Origin of the sequence: Paenibacillus sp. FSL R7-0333, from assembly GCF_038000365.1 — a bacterium.
Classification (GTDB): domain Bacteria; phylum Bacillota; class Bacilli; order Paenibacillales; family Paenibacillaceae; genus Paenibacillus_AQ; species Paenibacillus_AQ silagei.
The window spans coordinates 6,840,800-6,854,269 of the sequence record NZ_JBBOBZ010000001.1 but is presented as its reverse complement, the minus strand read 5'-3'; the positions used below and the strand labels follow the sequence as shown (position 1 = coordinate 6,854,269).

Here is a 13,470-nt window from a genome sequence, read left to right as displayed (position 1 = left end):
AACTGGAGGAGCGGTAGCGTCCGCCTTTGTCTGCGGATTTCCGCCGCGAACAGCGGTATATAATCAAGAAATCTGCAGACAACAGCGGCCGGAAGTCCAAAACTTCTCTGGAGTCACGGATAATCCTAAAACATAAAAACCATTAGTTCAATTTATATAAAATAGTTAGTTTCAGCCCAGCAGCTTCCATTCGCTGCGCAGCAGGCCGTACACCGCGTGGTTCACATAACCGCCAGGCAGCTTCTCCGCCTGGCGGATGACCCCTTCGAAGATAAATCCCAGCCGTTCGGGGATCGCTCTGCTGGCCAGGTTGCCTGTGGCACAGCGGATCTCGATGCGGTTGAGCTCCAGCTCCAGCAGGGCATAATCGACAAAGACCCGGCAGGCGCTGGTCATATAGCCTTGTCCCTCATAGCCTTCGCCCAGCCAGTAGCCGATGCCGACCGAGCGGTTATGCCAGTCAATCTCGTGATAGCCGATAATTCCGGCCAATTCCTCCCGGACCCACAGTCCGGCAGTGAAGCCGCCGTTATCAATGCCTTGCTTCACGGAGTTCTTAATGAACGTGGTGAGATGGACCTGTTCGGTTACGCCGTCCACCCAAGGCAGCCACTGCCTGAGTCGGTGGCGGGAGCGTTCCACCAGGGCGAACATCTGACGGGCATGCTCCGGCATGAGCAGCTTCAGCTTCAGCTCTTCATCTATGACATAATTAAACATGCGGCTGCCCCCTATACGTTATGAGATATAACCCACGCTGAACTAACGCTTCTTCCACTCCAAGGCGTAGATGTCTTCCTCCAGAGCCTGCATGCGCTGGAGGGTAAGTGTGCGGCAGTCGCTAAGCGCCCCGTTATAGATCGCCGGTCCCAGCTCCTTCAGGAAGAACTCCAGCAGATTCTCTGCGGCCAGGTGGCCGATCGTTTCCCCGCGCTCCGTCTCGAAGTAGGCACGGATATTGTCCGTAATCATATCGCGCTGCTCTTTAGGCAGTTTTACCGGTTGCATAAGCATCCCCCTTGTCTTAATATTCCTATATTTATCATGCTACTCCATCGCCGGGAGAGAAGTCAAAGGATGCGGGGCTGAAACGGTACCGTCCTTTAAAAGCACGGCAATGCCGTTTCCACTTGTTGAACATTCCCTGCTTAACGGGTATATTAGTAGGAAACATGTTCATACAAGGAAGTAGTTATATTACAGAATGAAAGGTTGATCAATGTGGAGAACCAGGGTACACCCTCCAATTTCATTAAGAACGTCATTACCGAAGATCTCCGCTCGGGTAAGGTTAAGGAAGTCGTCACCCGCTTTCCGCCGGAGCCGAACGGTTATTTACATATCGGACATGCCAAGGCGATCTGGATTAACTTCACGCTGGCGGATGAGTTTGGCGGCAAGACCCATCTGAGATTCGATGATACGAATCCGCTCAAGGAAGATACCGAGTACGTCAATTCCATCCAGGAGGATGTGAAATGGCTCGGGTATGAATGGGAGGAGCTGCGGTTCGCCTCGGATTATTTCGGGGAGATGTATGCGCGGGCCGAGCTGCTGATCAAGAAGGGCAAGGCCTATGTCGATGATCTCAGCGCCGAGCAGATCCGTGAATTCCGGGGAACCCTGACGGAGCCGGGGCAGAACAGCCCTTACCGCGAGCGCGGGGTAGAAGAGAACCTAGATCTGTTCCACCGTATGAAGGCGGGAGAATTCAAGGACGGCGAGAAGGTTCTGCGCGCCAAAATTGACATGTCCTCTCCTAACATCAATCTGCGTGACCCGGTCATTTACCGGATCTCCCACTCCCATCACCATAATACGGGCGACGCATGGTGCATTTATCCGATGTATACCTTCGCACATCCGCTGGAGGATGCCATTGAGCATGTCACCCATTCCCTCTGTTCCCTGGAGTTCGAGGACCAGCGCCCGTTCTATGACTGGGTTGTCGCGGAATGTGACATGGAGGCTGCACCGCATCAATATGAATTCGGACGACTTAATCTGGCCCAGACCGTTACGAGCAAGCGCAAGCTGAAGCTGCTGGTCGATGAAGGCCATGTGGACGGCTGGGATGATCCCCGCATGCCGACGATCTCCGGGCTGCGCCGCCGCGGCTATACACCGGAAGCCATCCGCAGCTTCGTGCATGAGACCGGCATCTCGAAGAGCCAGGGGCTGGTGGACCTGCAGATGCTGGAGCACTTCATCCGTGAAGATCTCAAGCTGACGGTTCCCCGGACGATGTCTGTGCTGCGGCCGCTGAAGGTGGTTATTACGAATTATCCTGAAGGCGAGACCGAATACTTCGAAATTGAGAACAATGTGGAGAACCCGGAGATGGGCAACCGCCAGATTCCGTTCTCCCGTGAGATCTATATTGAACGCGATGACTTCATGGAGATTCCGCCGAATAAGTATTTCCGCTTGTTCCCCGGCAATGAAGTGCGTCTCAAGAATGCTTATTTCATCAAGTGCAACGACTTCATCAAGGACGAGAACGGCGAAGTGGTGGAGCTGCACTGTACCTATGATCCTGAGACGAAGAGCGGCAGCGGCTTCACCGGCCGCAAGGTTAAGGGAACGCTGCACTGGGTAGATGCAGGCCAGGCTGTACCGGCGGAATTCCGCCTGTATGAGCCGCTGATCTCTGCCGAAGAGGCGGAGACGGATGCTGAAGTAGAAGGTCTGGAAGCTTCCGCTGACAAGCCGGAGCCAACCTTCCTGGATCAGCTGAATCCGAAGTCCATCGAGATCCTGCAGGGCTTCGTGGAGCCTGGGCTGAAGGACAGTGTGGCGCAGGACAAGTTCCAGTTCTTCCGTCACGGGTACTTCAACGTAGACAGCAAGTATTCGTCGCCGGAGCATCTGGTGTTCAATCTGATTGTATCCCTCAAAAGCTCCTTCCAGCCCAAGAAAGGCTAGAAGAGCTGCATATAAGCAGGCAGGCTTGGTCTCCCGCCGGGAGGCCAAGCCTGTTTGCTGTATCCAAATATAATATATATGTTTTACGCTATAAATTATCCTTCTATTTCTCGCTGAAACGGTGCCGTCCTTTTAAAGGACGGCAAAGCCGTTTCCACTTGTGCGCATTCCTAGTCTTCCGCCAACTCGTCCTCGGGATCAGCCGGAGGGCGGTAGCTGCCGCGAATGACAGTGAGCCACATCATTCCGAAGCCGATCGCCCCGAACAGGGCAAGAAGCGCACCGGATTGATACATCGTCTGCGCGCCGAGGGTCTGATACATCCAGCCGCCGAGGACGCCGCCAAGAATGCCGGAGATTCCGCTCCAGGTGAGCGTGTAGAGAGCCTGTCCCGAGGAACGGTAGGGCCTTGGCACCAGCAGCATAGTCAGCTGGGTTCCGACATAGAAGAAGCCGCCGAAGGTAATGGAGTGCAACACCTGAATAAGTGCGACCTGCAGCGGAGTCGTTGCATCGGCCATCAGCCACCACCGCAGGAAGAACAGCGCGCTGACCAGCGTGAGCGAGGCGAGCAGGACAGAGATTTTGCGCCGGAGAACGTAATTGCACAGGAGCAGCACACCCATCTCCAGGATGGAGGACAGGAACACAGCGAGACCGATCATGGTCTTGCTTCCCCCCAGCTCCGTGATGTACAGTGACACAAAGGTGTTATTCATCGTATTCGGAATCGAGACCAGGATGCCGAAGAGGATGAAGCACAGGAAGAACGGGTTATGGAAGATCTGGCTCATGCCTTTGAAGGGCAAGGGGGCAATTCCGATCGAATGGTCCAGCTTCGGCAGCGTGATCAGTGCAATCATCGCCGCACAGAGCAGTGATGCAAACAGATAGGACAGCACAGAGATGCCGGCCCATTCAATTACGGGACCGGCAAGGATGGCGGTGAAAGCCCAGCCTAGTGATCCCCATAACCGGAAAGAGCCAAAGCTGCGGCTGGTTCCGTCAATATAGCTGAGAATCATCGTGTTGCTCTGGGCAAACAGGGGCCCCTGGAAGAAATAGAAGAACAGAATGGAGATGTAGATCATTTCATATGTATTCGCCTGAAAGACAAGTTGAGTCAAGACCAGCGTTCCCGTCAGCATGACGAGGACAATCCGCCGGATATTCTGATACCGGTCACTCCAGATGCCCCAGAAGGGGTTGGCAATAATGGAGACCAGTGCGCCTACAGACATCAGGCTCCCGATCTCCAGCTTATTCATCCCTACATCCTGCAGATATAAGGGAAAGAAGCTGGTGAAGAGGACAACCGTTCCATATACGAAGAAGTTGAACCATTTCAGAGAGGTGAAAGACAGCTGCTTATCGAGATGATCCCGCAAACGTTGCACTCCTTTCCCGCTAGGATGCCTTGCATTCTTGCTGTGGCCGTCTTATGATGCCGCTGATATCACTGTAACATTTGTTGAAAAGGGATACAAACCAACTTTTATGGGGAACTACAAATCAATGGCAAAATATCTGTTTAACTTCAGTTTACATAGGCCAGTTATTCTGGGTTCTAAGGCGGAAGCGGGGCGCCACTGCTCCATGCATCTATCTGCCGGAAAAGGGGATTCCTTATGACAAACAAGCAAGCACCGCAGAAGCAGGGAGCGGCCATGAAGCCGTTCCTGAAGCTGCTGCACGAAACCAAGCCATCTTATCTGCTGCTGGCGCTGGCCCTTGGCCTCAGCATCATTTCGACCCTCGTCGGTCTGGTCATTCCCATGTTCACGAAGAATCTGGTGGACGGCTTCTCGCTGGCTTCTGTCAGCAAGCTGCAGATTGCCGGCATCGCCGGAGCGTTCATTGCGCAGACCGTGGCCGGCGGAGTCTCGATCTATCTTTTGAATGCCGTCGGGCAAAAAGTTGTGGCCGGTCTTCGTGACAGGCTGTGGCGCAAATTCCTGGTGCTGCCCGTCTCCTACTACAATGAGAACCGGACAGGCGAGAGCGTCAGCCGGATGACTAATGATACAGGAATTCTCAAGACACTGATCTCGGAGCATCTGGCCAGTCTGTTCACCGGCCTCATCTCCATTGTCGGCTCTGTCCTGGTGCTGTTCTATCTGAACTGGAAAATGACGCTGGTGCTGTTCACGGTGCTCCCGCTGTCGGCGCTCATTCTGGTGCCGCTGGGACGGCAGATGTACAAGATCTCTAAAGGCACGCAGGACGAGACGGCCTCCTTCACCGCTGTACTCAGCGGCGTATTGTCCGAGATTCGGCTGGTGAAATCCTCGGGCGCGGAGCAGAAAGAGTATGAAGCCGGGCGGAAAGGGATTATGAACCTGCTGGGCTTCGGGATTCGTGAGGGTAAGATCAGCGCCCTGATCAGCCCGCTGATCTCCTTCGTCTTCATGATGCTGCTGGTAGTTATTATCGGCTATGGCGGGATGCTGGTATCCTCGGGGGCGCTTACTGCCGGTGAACTGGTCGCCTTCATTCTGTATCTGATCCAGATTATTATGCCGCTGACGCAGCTGACGCAATTCTTCACCCAGCTCCAGAAGGCCAAGGGAGCCTCTGAGCGGATTATTGAGACCCTTGCCGCAGAGGAAGAGGTGTATGACGGCGTGGAAGAGGCTGAAGGCACAGAGGGACCGATTGCAGTGGAGGATCTCAGCTTCGGATACAAGACGGGCGAGAAGGTGCTCAGCAAGGTAAGCTTCACTATGCAGCCGGGGCAGGTGACTGCCATTGTCGGTCCGAGCGGAGGCGGTAAAACAACCCTGTTCTCGCTGCTGGAACGGTTCTATGAGCCGCATAGCGGAGTTATCCGGCTGGACGGCAAACCGGCATCGATGTTCTCCCTCAAATCCTGGCGGAAGAGAATCGGTTATGTCTCACAGGAAAGCCCGCTGCTGGCCGGTACCATTGCCGAGAATCTTGGATACGGGCTGGACCGCGAGATTAGCAAGGAGGAGCTGAAGCGGGCTGCGGCCATGGCTTACGCTGACGGCTTCATTGAAGAGCTCCCGGACGGGTACAACACGGATGTCGGTGAACGCGGCGTCAAGCTGTCCGGCGGACAGCGGCAGCGGATTGCCATCGCCAGAGCACTGCTGCGCGATCCGAAGATTCTCATGCTCGATGAGGCTACCTCAAGCCTCGACAGCCAGTCGGAGGCCGTAGTGCAGAAGGCGCTGGGCAATCTGATGCAGGGCCGGACTACGATTGTGATTGCTCACAGATTAGCTACGGTGGTGAATGCGGACCAGATTATTTTTATGGAGAAGGGCCGGATCACCGGCAAAGGCACGCATGAGGAGCTGCTGAGGGACCATGAGCTGTACCGTGAATTCGCCGAGCAGCAGCTGCAGATGAACACACCTGAGCTTCTGGGCCAAGGGATAGAGGAGGGTTCTACAGACTATGGTCAAAATACTGGTAGTGGACGACGATCCGCACATCCGCGAATTGGTGGGAGTGTTCCTGAGAGCTGAAGGGATGGCCGAGGTGCTGAGCGCTTCTGACGGACTGGAGGCGCTGCGGCTGCTCGAAGAGACTGCGGCGGATATGGCGATCATTGATATTATGATGCCGAATATGGACGGCTGGGAGCTGTGCCGGGAGCTGCGTAAGCAGTATGATTTTCCGATTCTAATGCTGACGGCCAAAGGGGAGACCTCGCAGATTGTCAAAGGCTTCGAGCTGGGCACAGACGACTATCTGGTCAAGCCGTTCGAGCCGCCGGTGCTAATCGCCAGGGTCAAGGCCCTGCTGAAGCGTTACCAGATTTCGGCCGCCCAGAGTGTTACCGTTGGCAGTCTGCGGATGAACCGCGCCACCTATGAGGTGCAGTCCGAGCATAGCGAGTTCACGCTGCCGCTGAAGGAATTCGAGCTGCTCTTCAAGCTGGCCAGTTACCGGGGGCAGACGCTGACCCGTGACCGGCTGATTGAAGAGATCTGGGGCTACGATTACGAAGGCAATGAGCGGACGCTGGATGTTCATGTGGGCCGTCTGCGCGAGCGGTTTCCGCAGGAACGATTCGGATTCTCCATTCGCACGATCCGGGGGCTTGGCTACCGGCTGGAGGGATAGGCATGAAGCGCAGAGTTATGAAGATATGGGAGAAAGTCAAAATAGTTGGACCTATAGCCGGACTATTGAGCATGTTCTTTATCACCTGGAACGGGAGCTATTTCGGCTCAAGGCTGCTGGTCCATTATTTTCACTGGTCCTTCTCCGAATATGGGTATCACCTGTTTGTGATGGCGATGCAGATTATTATCTTTTTCGTCTGCGGGGCGATGATTGCCTTCGCTACACGCGGTAAGGATCAGAACTTCTATAGGCCGATCCTTACAGCCATGCGGCAGATCTCTCAAGGCAACTTCAAGATTGAACTGGAGAACAGCGGCCAGTACCGGCAGTTCGGAGGGATTGTGGAAGGGATTAACGAAATGGCGAGTGAGCTGAGCCGGATGGAGCTGATGCGGCAGGACTTCATCGCCAGCGTATCCCATGAGATCCAGTCGCCGCTGACCTCGATCCGCGGGTTCGCTGCCGCGCTGCAAGAGGAGAACCTTAGTCCTGAGATCCGCAAGCATTACCTGGATATTATTGAAGCGGAGAGCCGCCGTCTGTCTGGCCTGAGCGACAATCTGCTAAAGCTGTCCGTGCTGGAGGCAGAGAGCTTCCCGTTCGAGCGGAAGCCTTATAGGCTGGATAAGCAAGTGCAGGCGATGATCCTGACCGCAGAGCCACAGTGGCTGGGCAAGGAGATTGAGGTGGAGGCCGAGCTTCAGGAGACCACCGTGACTGCGGTGCAGGATCTGCTGAGCCAGGTATGGACCAACCTGCTGCATAACAGCATCAAATTCACCCCTCAGGGCGGACGGATCACCGTCACTGTGCGCAGCATGGGGGAATGGGCCGAGGTGGAGGTCAGGGACAGCGGGATAGGCATGAGCGAAGAAGAGCTGGCGCGGATCTTCGAACGGTTCTATAAGGCAGACAAGTCCAGAAGCGTCAGCAGCGGGAGCGGAAGCGGACTGGGACTCCCGCTCGTGAAGAAGATCGTGGAGCTCCATGAAGGCAGCGTAGACGTAACGAGCCGTCCCGGAGAGGGGACGGCGTTCATCGTGCGGCTGCCGCAGCAGGGCGGATGAGCCTGCGGTAGAAGGTAATGATCAGATTGCTGACCAAGCCCCAGTGTTCACCGGACAGGCGAGTGATTACGCAGGCGATGTCCTCCGGTTCCCCAGGTGTCCGAACAACGTAGCCCCGAACCCATGACAGATAGATGATGTTGTCAGGGTTCGGGGCTATTTGCGCATTCGCTTGAGATAGGGCTGCGTTGTCTCCCATCAGAGTCCCCGCCGGATCATCTCTGCCAGCAGGGGGATACTGCGCTCCAGTTCTACCGCAGAGGCATAGGCGTAGGACAGTCTGAGATGCCTCCCGTCGCTGCGGTCATACAGATCGCCAGTATTCAGCAGCAGTCCGGCACGCAGTGCCGCTGTGAACAGCTTGCGCGGGGGGACAGCTTGGCGGAGCGACAGCCAGATATAAAAGCCGCCTGCCGGTATATTCCAGCTTGCCAGTCCGGTGCAATGGAGCTGCAGTAGCTCAAGCATGTGGTTGCGGCGCGAGCGTAGTCTGCCCCGCAGCACATGCAGGTGCTCCTCATGATAGCCGCCCGTAAGCCAGCTGGCGGCCGCCAGCTGAGACAGGGAGCTTGCGCCATAATCACTCTGCATCTTGATGTCGGCCAGCCGCCGGACGACCGGCTCCGGTCCGGCAATCCAGCCGATGCGCAGACCGGGGCTGGCGGCCTTGGACAGAGTACCCAGATGCAGGACCCGTCCCTCATGGTCCAGTGCCTTCAGCGGCGGTGGAGGCGGAGCGTCCAGCCATAATTCCTGATAGGCCCCATCCTCCAGAATGGGCAGCCCAAGTCTGCCTGTGACCTCCATCAGCTCCCGGCGGCGGTCGGCATCCATCAGGATTCCGGTAGGGTTATGAAAAGAAGGGATGCTGTAGAGCATCGCCGCCTTACTGCGGAACGCCTCGGTTGCAAGCTGCTCCGGGATCAGACCACGCCCGTCCATAGGCAGGCCGCTGAATTTCACCCCGGCAGATTGGAAGGCGTGAATCGAATACAGATAGGACGGCTTCTCCAGCAGAATAGACGAGCCGCGCGGCAGCAGCCCGAGGGCAATGAGCTGAAGCCCCTGAAGGGCACCGGAGGTAATCAGGATGGATTCCGGGCCGGCGGTAATGCCGCTCCGGGCCAGTAACCGGCTGACCGCCGCCCGCAGCGCCGGACTACCGAGCGGCTCCTCATAGGAGAGCGGAGGAAGAACACGCTGCGCGAGTCCGGCCAGCACCTCGTTCATCGCTGCTCCGGGCAGCAGCTCAGGCGCTGGCTCACCCGTGCCAAGGCGGATCAGGTCCGGCTCATACTCGAGCCGGTTAATGTCCTGAATGGTGGGCAGGTTGGGATAGTGAATTCCCTCCTCTACATAGTCATTCCAGTTGCCTGAGCGTTCCGGCCCGGCTGGAGCCGCTGCGTTTACCGTATCTGTACGGCCGATAGGCGGCCGCCCGCCTGTAACTATTGTTCCGCCGCCGCGTCTGCCTTCAATCAGGCCAAGGGCGGTAAGCTGGCCCAGCGCTGTAACCACTGTGCTGCGGTTCACGCCGAGCTGGCGGCACAGCACCCGCTGCGGGGCCAGCCGCATGCCGGGCGGCCAGGCCCCGGTGGTGATCTTGGTCAGGAAGTAGTCGAAGATCTGACTATGCAGCGGCAGCGGAGAAGCCGGGTCCGGCTTCCATGTGTCCAGCAGGCCGGAGCCAGCACCAGCTTGCTGCGTTCCAGGAGCTGCGGGCCGAGAATCGTCCGTATATACGGATGGGCCGGGCGTGCCTAAGTCTGTTGTTGTATGGTTGTACCGTTGAGGATGTGTCAAGGGCAGGTTCCTTCCGGACGAAATAATGTACAAAAGCGAAAAACTGAACACATTATGCTTCAGCGCAGGCAACCGGCCCCAATGTATGCGAAAAACTGAACACATTGTGCCACTGCGAGGGCTACCGAGCGATTGTCGCTCCTCACAGCCGCTATTGAATAGCATAGCCCTCATTTCTTTCTCTCTTTCGTTCCTTCTTTCTTCCAGTCTACCATGATTCCTCCGCTTTCATTCGTCTTGGTTGGTAAGTGGCGAAGAACTTGGATGGTTACGGAAGTCACTAGGTCAGGGTACGATCATTAGGCTATAACCGGAGGAAGCCTGTGAAGCTGGTTTACCCTGGAAGCATCATAAGGAAGATAGAAGGGGGAAAAGAAATGGTACAGGCCATTATACATGGAATCATCCTGGCCTTCGGGCTGATTCTGCCGCTGGGCGTACAGAATATATTCGTCTTCAATCAAGGGGCACAGCATACGAGATTCCGCAGTACGCTGCCTGTCGTTCTGACAGCGGCAGTCTGCGATACGCTGCTTATCGCTGCGGCAGTCGGCGGAGTTTCCTTGGTCATTCTTTCGGTGAGCTGGGTCACGCCTGTTATATATGGAGCGGGCATTCTGTTTCTCACCTTCATGGGCTGGAGAATCTGGTGCTCTACTCCAGCGAAGGATGAGTCGGGCCGTCTCTCGCCGAAGGGACAGATACTCTATGCGCTGTCTGTCTCCCTCCTGAACCCGCATGCCCTTCTAGATACGGTGGGCGTGATCGGGACCAGCTCGCTGCAATACGATGGGCTGGTGCGTTGGGTCTTCGCGGCGGCGACAGTGACTGTCTCCTGGCTCTGGTTCCTGGGTCTTGCTGCAGCGGGCCGCCAGCTCGGCAGGCTGGATGCTTCCGGCAAAGTCATGAAGGGGCTGAATACCGTTTCCGCCCTGTTGATCTGGGGGATCGCCGTTTATATGGGAGTTCAGCTGTGGGGGCTGTTGTAATGCATACGAAGCTGGCTCCAGATATTCAAGTCATTTAACTGACTATTTTAGTTTGTACTTACTTTACTCAATAGATCTGTTAATTCTTTAGAGCTGCGATCTTTTAATTTCAACATTTTTTCGCTATTGCTATCTTTAATCAGAAATCCACTTTTGGTTTTAAAATCTAAATAAAGGCTGAATCTCACAACTTCGGTATCCGCGTAAGTAACATTCATTCGATACGTTGGTGGACCCACATCAACAGCCCCGCGTACTTTTTTCACAGTTCTTATAGCATCATTGAATACCCGGATGCTATCGTTATCAGTGTAAGTAGTTTCAGCTGTTTCAGAAATAAGAGTGACGCTAACAATCTTAGGATTTGGTTTGACTAAAACATATATTAAAACAAGTAATAGTATTAATGAAATTGAAATGATGCCGATTCTTTTCATAAACGCTCCCCTTAATGAAATGTTTCTGGCCTTTATTCAATAACTTCTAAATTATTGATTCAGCCCTTATCCGTAAGATTCGGCAAGCCCGTTGCCAAACTGTTTCGAATTCTTCACACTTTCGAGCTATAGTTGTTTTATTTGACTCTATTCTATTGACGGTTGAAATCCGATCCTCTACCATACAGATATAAACATAATGTTCTAAATTATGGAATGTGTGAGGTGGTGTTGCTTTGAAGCCTGCAGTCATGATTCGAGACCAGCTTGCAGATTATTTAACCCAGCAGGGGTTGTCCATTAATCAGTTCGCCATAAAATCTGGCATTAATTCCGGGACACTGAGCCGGATTATTAATGGCCATCAGCCCATTGCCATGAGCCATCTGGAGTTAATCACTGCGGGAATGGGGGTGAGCGAGGATTTTTTTTACAGTCTGTATGTGGAGGAGTGTTTCTATTATTCGGCACCGACCTGGCGGCGGCTTCGCCCGTTCATTGTGAAGTGTGCGGAACTGGGGCGAACGGATTGTATCGGGCGTCTGGTGGAGAACCTGCTGGATAATCTGACCTATGTTCCCATGCTCTATGAAGTAGCGGAAGGCTTGTTCCAACAGGGCCACTGGCCGGCGGCGGCACTCCTCTATGAGAACGTAAGCGCCAGCGAGAAATACCAGTATTCCGAACGCTTGGCCACCTGCCAATACCGCCTGTTCCAGATTGCCCTGGGTGATGACCAGAGCACGAACCTGCGCGCGGCCACCCTGTTCGAGAGCTACATCCCGCGCCTGAATGAGGCGGATCAGCTGGATGGATTGAAGGATCTAGCCAATGTATATAGTTCACTTCATAAATGGAACAAGGTTGAAGATCTAGCCAATGAGTTATACCGGATTGCTTCAATTCAATATAGCTTACAATTTTCTTCGAATCAGAATCGGAGTGCGCTCAGGCATTCCAAAAGGCCGATATATGGTTACATATTATATTCCCATTTGCTAAAGTCATTGGTCTGTGAAGAGGAAGGAAATTATGCAGAGGCATTAAAACTTGTATCCATGTATGCAGATGGTAGTTGGATAAGAGAGCAAACTGATGAAGCTAAGCAGACCATTGCTCAATTTCAAGAGTGGGCTACAGCAAACAACTATTTGTACCGTATCATGGACGGTGAACAAGGAGTAATAGCAGAATATGTCGAATATATTTCAATAAGAGAGAGTGAAATTTTCACAGGGTTATTCAGAATTATTCAAGCTGCAAATCGATATGACTGGAATGTTGACTCTATTTTATTAAGATTCTATAAACATCTGCCATTGAGAGATTATCCTAACCCATTTGGTGACTATCATAAACAAGTGAAGTTAGACCACTACGCACAGTTTCTAATAGAATTAGCAACCTATTACTTACAGCACAATCGAACTGAAGGGGTCCAGACTGTACTGCAGAGTCTTCTGTTCTCTATTCAAATTAACAGTGAAGTCAAGATCATTAAATGTATAGATTTATTTGAACAGCACCGTGATAGAGCTAATCACGAACAAAAGAACCAGTACAAAAATTACATTAGTGAGGTGCGAAACCATTATGAGAAGAAAAGGCACACTACTGCTAGTCTTGTGTAGTCTAGTATTAATGCTTGTTGCTCCAGTGGCATATGGTGATCCAGTCAATCCAAATAATACAGGTAAACTTTCAGTTCTGGTTGAACCAATGGGACATGGACATGGTGGATATTGAGAGAAATCTCATATTAGCGTATAAGATCAGAATGGACGCTCCAGAGTCATTGGGGCGTCTTTTTTATGGACAACTTCTATCTCGTCAGAGCTTTGTCAATATATTCACTTTAACAGATAATGCAATCAGTCCAATATTTTGTAGTTTTACATAAAAATCTATAATGTTGCATAAGGAGGCGGGATTCCCATGCATAGTCCAGCAATCGTTAGAATTCGCATAGAACAAGCTAGAAGTAAGCTTCATAAATTACATATTCAATACGGCGGTTTCAATCATCCGGAGGTCTTACGGCAATCGGTAGTACTGGATGAATTGCTCAATGCGTACGATAACGCCTACCGGATGAATAAGAGGCCGCCCGCTTAAGCACTACACAAGAGAAACAATCGGAGAGTCAGATAT

13 protein-coding genes are annotated in these 13,470 nt (G+C 53.3%); 7 read left to right on the top strand and 6 right to left on the bottom strand.

Annotated elements, in window-relative coordinates:
* Positions 1-171: 171 nt before the first annotated feature.
* Positions 172-720, bottom strand: a complete 549-nt coding sequence (locus MKY86_RS29415; protein ID WP_076080887.1) for a GNAT family N-acetyltransferase — start codon at positions 718-720, stop codon at positions 172-174.
* A 42-nt stretch (positions 721-762) separates the two neighbouring features.
* Entirely contained in the window at positions 763-1,008 is a 246-nt protein-coding gene (locus MKY86_RS29410; RefSeq protein WP_076080885.1) for a DUF2164 domain-containing protein, read from the bottom strand.
* 213 nt (positions 1,009-1,221) lie between these two features.
* Between MKY86_RS29410 and MKY86_RS29405 the strand changes: the two genes are divergently transcribed.
* On the top strand, positions 1,222-2,925 hold the full coding sequence (locus MKY86_RS29405) for a glutamine--tRNA ligase/YqeY domain fusion protein (RefSeq protein ID WP_076080992.1): 1,704 nt from the start codon (positions 1,222-1,224) through the stop codon (positions 2,923-2,925).
* Between the two features lie 170 nt (positions 2,926-3,095).
* Here MKY86_RS29405 and MKY86_RS29400 read toward each other — a convergent pair whose 3' ends face one another.
* The gene (locus MKY86_RS29400) at positions 3,096-4,313 is read right to left on the bottom strand and encodes an MFS transporter (RefSeq protein ID WP_076080883.1); all 1,218 of its coding nucleotides are present in this window, start codon (positions 4,311-4,313) and stop codon (positions 3,096-3,098) included.
* A gap of 240 nt (positions 4,314-4,553) precedes the next feature.
* Between MKY86_RS29400 and MKY86_RS29395 the strand changes: the two genes are divergently transcribed.
* Genes MKY86_RS29395 through MKY86_RS29385 form a run of 3 tightly spaced genes read left to right on the top strand, consistent with a single transcriptional unit; the run spans position 4,554 to position 8,090 of the window.
* Positions 4,554-6,419 carry an ABC transporter ATP-binding protein gene (locus MKY86_RS29395; RefSeq protein WP_076080881.1) on the top strand — a complete coding sequence of 622 codons (1,866 nt, stop codon included), beginning with the start codon at positions 4,554-4,556 and terminating at the stop codon, positions 6,417-6,419.
* A complete protein-coding gene (locus MKY86_RS29390) occupies positions 6,349-7,020 on the top strand; it encodes a response regulator transcription factor (protein WP_076080878.1) in 672 nt (223 codons plus the stop codon). Before MKY86_RS29395 ends, MKY86_RS29390 begins: the two co-directional genes overlap by 71 nt.
* A gap of 2 nt (positions 7,021-7,022) precedes the next feature.
* Positions 7,023-8,090 (top strand): sensor histidine kinase, encoded by a 1,068-nt coding sequence (locus MKY86_RS29385; protein ID WP_076080875.1) that lies wholly within the window; start codon positions 7,023-7,025, stop codon positions 8,088-8,090.
* Here the strand turns inward: MKY86_RS29385 and MKY86_RS29380 are convergent.
* Together MKY86_RS29380 and MKY86_RS29375 are read right to left on the bottom strand one after the other, a co-directional pair.
* On the bottom strand, positions 8,059-8,289 hold the full coding sequence (locus MKY86_RS29380) for a hypothetical protein (RefSeq protein WP_143803784.1): 231 nt from the start codon (positions 8,287-8,289) through the stop codon (positions 8,059-8,061). The two genes, MKY86_RS29385 and MKY86_RS29380, sit on opposite strands and share 32 nt — an antisense overlap.
* Positions 8,289-9,770 carry an aminotransferase-like domain-containing protein gene (locus tag MKY86_RS29375; RefSeq protein ID WP_076080990.1) on the bottom strand — a complete coding sequence of 494 codons (1,482 nt, stop codon included), beginning with the start codon at positions 9,768-9,770 and terminating at the stop codon, positions 8,289-8,291. The genes MKY86_RS29380 and MKY86_RS29375 overlap by 1 nt, the downstream gene beginning before the upstream one ends.
* Before the next feature lie 500 nt (positions 9,771-10,270).
* Between MKY86_RS29375 and MKY86_RS29370 the strand changes: the two genes are divergently transcribed.
* Positions 10,271-10,882, top strand: a complete 612-nt coding sequence (locus MKY86_RS29370) for a LysE/ArgO family amino acid transporter (protein WP_076080872.1) — start codon at positions 10,271-10,273, stop codon at positions 10,880-10,882.
* Positions 10,883-10,929: 47 nt separating this feature from the next.
* On the opposite strand, the gene MKY86_RS29365 is transcribed toward MKY86_RS29370, so the two are convergent.
* The gene (locus tag MKY86_RS29365) at positions 10,930-11,319 is read right to left on the bottom strand and encodes a hypothetical protein (protein WP_076080869.1); all 390 of its coding nucleotides are present in this window, start codon (positions 11,317-11,319) and stop codon (positions 10,930-10,932) included.
* A gap of 236 nt (positions 11,320-11,555) precedes the next feature.
* Between MKY86_RS29365 and MKY86_RS29360 the strand changes: the two genes are divergently transcribed.
* Positions 11,556-12,950, top strand: coding sequence for a helix-turn-helix domain-containing protein (locus MKY86_RS29360; protein WP_340827655.1), 1,395 nt, complete (start codon positions 11,556-11,558; stop codon positions 12,948-12,950).
* Positions 12,951-13,254: 304 nt separating this feature from the next.
* Positions 13,255-13,434: an aspartyl-phosphate phosphatase Spo0E family protein gene (locus MKY86_RS29355; RefSeq protein ID WP_076080866.1), complete on the top strand. Its 180-nt coding sequence runs from the start codon at positions 13,255-13,257 to the stop codon at positions 13,432-13,434.
* Positions 13,435-13,470: the final 36 nt, after the last annotated feature.

Bases quoted from the DNA above. Each gene is read 5' to 3' on its own strand.
- MKY86_RS29415 (WP_076080887.1), bottom strand. From the start codon at position 720: ATGTTTAATTATGTCATAGATGAAGAGCTGAAGCTGAAGCTGCTCATG.
- MKY86_RS29410 (WP_076080885.1), bottom strand. From the start codon at position 1,008: ATGCAACCGGTAAAACTGCCTAAAGAGCAGCGCGATATGATTACGGAC.
- MKY86_RS29395 (WP_076080881.1), top strand. From the start codon at position 4,554: ATGACAAACAAGCAAGCACCGCAGAAGCAGGGAGCGGCCATGAAGCCG.
- MKY86_RS29390 (WP_076080878.1), top strand. From the start codon at position 6,349: ATGGTCAAAATACTGGTAGTGGACGACGATCCGCACATCCGCGAATTG.
- MKY86_RS29385 (WP_076080875.1), top strand. From the start codon at position 7,023: ATGAAGCGCAGAGTTATGAAGATATGGGAGAAAGTCAAAATAGTTGGA.
- MKY86_RS29380 (WP_143803784.1), bottom strand. From the start codon at position 8,289: ATGGGAGACAACGCAGCCCTATCTCAAGCGAATGCGCAAATAGCCCCG.
- MKY86_RS29370 (WP_076080872.1), top strand. From the start codon at position 10,271: ATGGTACAGGCCATTATACATGGAATCATCCTGGCCTTCGGGCTGATT.
- MKY86_RS29365 (WP_076080869.1), bottom strand. From the start codon at position 11,319: ATGAAAAGAATCGGCATCATTTCAATTTCATTAATACTATTACTTGTT.
- MKY86_RS29355 (WP_076080866.1), top strand. From the start codon at position 13,255: ATGCATAGTCCAGCAATCGTTAGAATTCGCATAGAACAAGCTAGAAGT.